This window comes from Microbacterium sp. P2_F9 (assembly GCF_056403635.1).
In genome coordinates, this window is record NZ_JBFUFC010000230.1 from 1 (window position 1) to 5,425 (window position 5,425).

Annotated in this window: 6 protein-coding genes; 2 read left to right on the top strand and 4 right to left on the bottom strand. The window is 70.0% G+C overall.

Annotation, left to right across the window (positions count from 1 at the left end):
• The first annotated feature begins 76 nt into the window (after positions 1–76).
• Both lepB and AC1DVT_RS17580 read left to right on the top strand, forming a co-directional pair.
• Positions 77–775 carry a signal peptidase I gene (gene lepB, locus AC1DVT_RS17575; protein ID WP_477390402.1) on the top strand — a complete coding sequence of 233 codons (699 nt, stop codon included), beginning with the start codon at positions 77–79 and terminating at the stop codon, positions 773–775.
• 107 nt (positions 776–882) lie between these two features.
• Positions 883–1,491 (top strand): hypothetical protein, encoded by a 609-nt coding sequence (locus AC1DVT_RS17580; protein ID WP_477390404.1) that lies wholly within the window; start codon positions 883–885, stop codon positions 1,489–1,491.
• Here AC1DVT_RS17580 and AC1DVT_RS17585 read toward each other — a convergent pair.
• From AC1DVT_RS17585 to AC1DVT_RS17600, 4 genes are all read right to left on the bottom strand, one after another.
• Positions 1,488–2,021: an ElyC/SanA/YdcF family protein gene (locus tag AC1DVT_RS17585; RefSeq protein ID WP_477390406.1), complete on the bottom strand. Its 534-nt coding sequence runs from the start codon at positions 2,019–2,021 to the stop codon at positions 1,488–1,490. The genes AC1DVT_RS17580 and AC1DVT_RS17585 overlap by 4 nt on opposite strands.
• A 15-nt stretch (positions 2,022–2,036) precedes the next feature.
• Complete coding sequence (locus tag AC1DVT_RS17590; protein WP_457101813.1) at positions 2,037–2,744, bottom strand: endonuclease/exonuclease/phosphatase family protein; 708 nt, start codon at positions 2,742–2,744, stop codon at positions 2,037–2,039.
• Between the two features lie 503 nt (positions 2,745–3,247).
• On the bottom strand, positions 3,248–4,630 hold the full coding sequence (locus tag AC1DVT_RS17595; RefSeq protein WP_477390408.1) for a PqqD family peptide modification chaperone: 1,383 nt from the start codon (positions 4,628–4,630) through the stop codon (positions 3,248–3,250).
• Between the two features lie 227 nt (positions 4,631–4,857).
• Positions 4,858–5,425 (bottom strand): tRNA pseudouridine synthase A (locus AC1DVT_RS17600; protein ID WP_477390410.1); only part of this gene is annotated, 568 nt, incomplete at its 5' end.

Genomic DNA, 5,425 nt, shown 5'->3' on the forward strand with positions numbered 1-5,425 from the left:
GACGTTTCGTCTCGCTTCGCTCGCTCAACGACCGAGGTGCGGCGGGCCGGCTCGCACGCTCGGGTAGCGTGAGAACGTGCCCGACGAGACCACCACCCGCCCGCTGTGGCGTCGCATCACGGGGAGCGGCTGGTTTCAGCTCGTCGCCGCGCTCGTCATCACGGGGCTCGTGCTGAGCTTCGTCGCGAAGCCCTTCTGGGTGCCGTCCGGGTCGATGGAGGCCACCCTCGAGCCCGGCGACCGGGTGCTTGTGAACCGCCTCGCCTACCTGGGCGCCGAGCCGAGCGTCGGCGACATCGTCGTGTTCGACGCCGACGCCACCTGGAACATCGAGCCGTCGCCGGCCAACCCCATCAAAGACGTGCTGCGCTGGATCGGCGAAGTCACCGGGTTCGGGCCCACGAGCGCCCACACCCTCATCAAGCGCGTCTTGGGCACTCCCGGTCAGACCGTCGAGTGCTGCACGGATGCCGGGCAGCTCGTCATCGACGGCGAACCCCGCGACGAGCCCTACGTCACGAACGACCTGCCCTTCGAGCCCGGCACGCTGGACTGCACGACCACCCCGCGATCGTCGCGGTGCTTCGACCCCGTCGAAGTCCCGGCCGGCTCCCTGTTGATGCTCGGCGACAATCGCGCCAACTCCGCGGACTCCGCGGTCTACTGCCGCGGCGACTCCCCCGCCCCCGACTGCTGGCGCTGGGCGACCGACGACACCGTGGTCGGCAAGGCCGTGCTGCTCTTCTGGCCCCTCACCCGCTGGACCGTGCTGTAACCGGAGCGTAATCAGCATCCGCCACAATGTGGTCAATGGGTGATCGCACGACGGACAGTCAAGCGACGTTCCTCCCCTGTCCCTATCGGCGATTTCAGGAGGACGACGTGAGCAGCGACATCCAGCACCCGAAGAAGACCATCGACCGGCGCACGCTGCTCAAGGCCGGCGCATGGGCTGCACCGGTCATCGTTCTCTCAACCGCCGCACCGGCAGCAGCCGCCAGCGGGACCGCGACCGGAAAGCTCGATTTCACAAATGTCAGCTACTACTGGGCCTACGGCCCCGGCGGCGTGGTCGGACTGACGGCGAATACGACAGTCGGGTTCAAGCACGGCGGGACGGGGACGATCACGTCCATCCTGCTGATGGTGCAGATCAACAATGCCAACGGCACATATCTTGTCGGCGGCAAGCCCGCGATTCTGCTCGGCGCGCCAGGATGGACGGTGTCTCAGGTCGGCACCACGATCGTCGACCGGCACCRCGTGCCATGGATTCAGTACGGCTTCCTGTGGACAGGAACGCTCGTCCCCATCGGCTACACCGCGCTTCTCGAGGCGACAKTCCCCCTGGCCGAGGCCCACCCGAACGGCCCGCCTGCGGGCAGCAAGTGGTTGGTGATCGCGTCGGCCCCGAGTGAGCCGAACGTGAAGCCCGCAGCGCAGGCGGGCAACGGGCGCGAGTTCGTGGACCGCGGGCCCGTCACTCCCTAACCGAGGGGCTCACCCGCGCAGGGCTGGAACACCGCCTTCACGAACGCGAGCGACTGGTACACGTACTGAAAGGCCCACTGCGCGATCGTGGGGGGCTGCTCAGCCGCGACGACCACGAAGTGTCCCGGATAGCACTTGTCGAACAGATAGCGCGTGCGCGCCACGTGCGTCGTGGACGTCACGACGATCACCGACGGGCTCGCCTGCTCGGTCATCATCAGCACCTCGCCGCGCGTGGTGAACGGATCGGCGACCTCGCAGGTGACGCCCGGCTCCTGGCAGAGCGCGATGTCGTCTGCCGTCTGGCCGCGCTCCGGCTGCACCGAGATGACAATGCGCTCGGCAAGACCCTCGTCGCGCAGGCGCTCGGCGAGCGCGAGGCGCGCATCCGAGGGCGGACCGAGCACGAACACCGCCTCGCTCTTGGGCACCGCATCCGCCGGCGGGAAGACGTACAGCGGCAGGCCGATCAGCACAAAAAGCCAGAGCGCCGCGAGCATCGTGAGGGCGACCGCCCGGAACCGGCGCATTGCACCTCTCACCGATCAGGCGCTGGTCTGCTCCGCGGCGGCGGGCGCGGCATCCGTCGTCGCCTGCGCGGTGATGAGGATCGGCAGGTGGTCGCTCAGTCCCTGCGGGAGAGTCTTGACCTTGTCGATGGTGAAGCCGACCGACGTCGCGAAGTCGTAGTGCCCGCGGAAGAAGCGGTAGGCCGTGTAGGTGTGCGCGTCGCTCATGCTGAGCTCGTAGCCCTGCTCGCGCACCTTCTGACCCAGGTTCTCTTTGAACACCGGGTAGTTGTAGTCGCCGACCATCAGGGTCGGCAGGTGTCGGCCGAGCAGTTCGAGCTCGCTGAGCGCGGTGCGGATCTGGTGGCGGCGGAGCGAGTTGAGCGCGGTGAGCGGCGCGGCATGGAAGGACGCGACGATGATGTCGCGGTTCTCGTCGATGTCGTGCAGGCGGACGCCCAGGATCCGCTCCTCGGCAGGCTTGAGCATGCGGTCGTGCAGCGACTTCTTGAGGCCGAGCGCCTTCACATCGACCACGCGGAACGTGTTCTCGCGGTAGTACACGGCAAGCCCGAGCCGGTTGCGCTGGGTCGAGTGGGCGAGTCGCAGACCGCCGATGGATTCCGGGATGTCGGAGGTGTCGGCCTCTTGCAGGCACAGGGCATCCGCGCCATGGGTCTCGACCAGCTGTGCGAGCTCGCGGGCGGCGCGATGCTTGCGAAGGTTGTACGAGATCACCCTCATGCCGACTCCTTTGTGTCGCGTGCCACGCTAATGGCCGACGCCAGCCTACGGCGGAAGCGTGACCGCGGGGTATCGGGTGCGTGACACACAGAACACTGGTAGAGGAGGGTGCATCGGGCCGCGGCATCCGTCGCCCTGCCGTACGCAGCCCTGCCCGCACGCCGCCCTTCCCGCCCGCCGCCCTTCCCGCCCGCCGCCCTTCCCGCCTGCCGCCCTTCCCGCCTTCGAGAAACCACTTCCCCGCCGACACACCACTTCGGCACCGAAACACCATGGMCCGCGCGATGTCTCGGCCGCGATCTGGTTTCTCGACGGCTCGAGCGATCGCCAACCCGCCACCCGAGCCCGAGAAACCACTTCCGGGCCGAGACACCATGCCCCGCACCCAGCCCACACCCCAGGGTCGTGTGAGCGCGAAGTTCAATGACGTTTGAGGAGAGGCATCCGCCTCCGCAATCGAGCGTGTCCCAGGAGCACCCCGCGACGGGATGCGACCCCCGCGCCTAGACCGGCCGGGCGGCGATCAGCTGCGACTCGACCAGCTGGGCGACGAACGCCTCCACGTCGTCGGCGACCGCGGACGCGTTGCCGTCTTCGACCGCGCCGGCGGCCTCGGCAGCGCGGGCAGTCAGCTGGGTGAGGGTGATCGGCTCCTCGAGCCACTCCCAGATCAGCGCGGCCGAGCCGGCGAGCGCGGCCGGCCGGGCGATCGTGCCGTCCGGCGCCGGGCTGAGCGGAAGCGCGACGATCCGATCCTCACTGTCCACCCACGCGACGTCCTCGCGCCGGGCGAGCAGCGGCTCATCCGAGGTCAGCAGTCCCGCGTCGAGGAGCTGTCCGACGGCGACGAGCACGGCAGCCTGGGCGTCGAAGCCCTGGGGCTGCCCGTAGGCGGTGGTCGCGGCATCCTGGAACTGAGTCAGCGTGGCGTCCTCGGCGACGCGCCAGACCGCCGGGGCGATGCCGCCCAGGACTGTCACGTGCCCGTGGTGGCCGCTGTCGACGGTGAGGATCGCGACGCGATCGGGGTGCTCGAGCGCGATCTCGTCGGCGACGGGCGTGCGCGAGAAGCGCGGACCGACGTGGTCGGGCTCAGCCGGCGGCGCGGCGTGCTGCGGAAGCTCCGGCAGCACGAAGTCCCCGGCCGGCTGGGCGACCAGCTGCGGAATCACAGCCACCAGCGTCGCCGCTTCGCGGTACTTCACCGTGCGGATGCCGCCGGTCGCCGCCGCGAGCGCGGCGATGAACCGCAGCGCGGCATGCTGCTCGGGCAGGAAGCTCGTCTGCGTGACCAGGTCGCTGAGTGCATCTCCGATATCGGATGCCTCGACAATCGGCTCCTCGGGATGGTTCTCGTCACGATCCAGCACCACGATCGCGGCGACCTGCAGCTCCGCGTCGGGGAGCGGCTTGAGGTTCAGCGCCGAGGGCGGGACCTGCGTCTTCGGCGCGGCCGGGTCCTCGATGACGGAGAGCGGCTTGCGGTAGGGCCAGACCCGGCCGTCCGCGTCGATCGCGATCGTCTCGTCGGAGACGTAGCCGTACGTCTGCCCGAGGACGCGCGACGCGGTCGTCTTGCCGCGCCCGGACGGACCGACGAGCACCACGACCTTGCCGTCGGGCATTGCGATGCCCGCCGCGTGCAGCATCCATGCGCGCCCGCGGGCGGCCTCGATGCCGGCGAGGGTGACATCCTGCGAGAGGTGCGAGAGCATCTGCTCCCTGGTGGCTGTCAGCGGGGTGACGACGGCGACCGGGTCGGCGCCGTCCGGCGCCAGAGCGTCCGCCCACGCCGCGCGCACCGCGGCGGCATCGCCGTCGTCGAGCGGGCTCAGGTCGATCTCGATGCAGGAGCCGACGGCGTCGACCAGGAGTCTTGGGGGCACATCCGAAGTTTACGGGGAGGGTGTTGCCGGGCCGTGACGGGGGTGGGGTGCGGGGTTCCGGGCGCGGCCGTGCCGCGGCATCCGTCCCCCCCCTGAGAAACCACATCCCGGCCGAGACATCACATCCCGGCCGAGACATCATGCCGTGCGTGGTGTTTCAGCGGGCGTATGGTTTCTCGACGGCTCGGGGCGCGCGCGGCGAAGGCGTGGGACGACGCCGGATGCCGCTACTCGCGGTCGCGGCGCGCGCGGGACTGCTCGGCGCGATCGGCGAGCAGCTCGTCGGCGGGGTAGCCCACGGCGGTGAGCGTCAGCCCGCGCGCTGCGAGCACCTTGACCTCGGGAACCCGGTCGCCCGTGTCGCGGATGTCCGCGACGTCCTCGACATCCAACCGGCCCTCGCCCACGGCGACGCACGCGCCGACGAGGGCGCGGACCATCGAGTGGCAGAAGGCGTCGGCCTTGACGTTCGCGACCAGCACGCCGTCCGGCGCGCGGTGCCAGTCGAACTCGAGCAGCGTCCGGATCGTCGTCGCCTCGTCGCGCGGCTTGCAGTAGGCGGCGAAGTCGTGGAGTCCGATGAGGGAGCGGGCCGCGGCATCCATCGCCTCCGCATCGAGCTGCGCGCGCACGGTCGTCGTGCGGTGCCGCTCGAGCGGGTCGTAGCCCGCGATCTGGTCGGCGATCCGGTATTCGTAGCGGCGCCACACGGCCGAGAAGCGCGCGTCGAACCCCTCCGGCGCGACGGCGGTGCGCGTCACCGCGACGTCGGAGTACGCCCCCACGACCCCGCGC

What these genes read in the sequence shown, in the direction of transcription:
- AC1DVT_RS17590 (WP_457101813.1), bottom strand. Translation starts at nt 2,744, where the DNA reads ATGAGGGTGATCTCGTACAACCTTCGCAAGCATCGCGCCGCCCGCGAG.
- AC1DVT_RS17585 (WP_477390406.1), bottom strand. Translation starts at nt 2,021, where the DNA reads ATGCGCCGGTTCCGGGCGGTCGCCCTCACGATGCTCGCGGCGCTCTGG.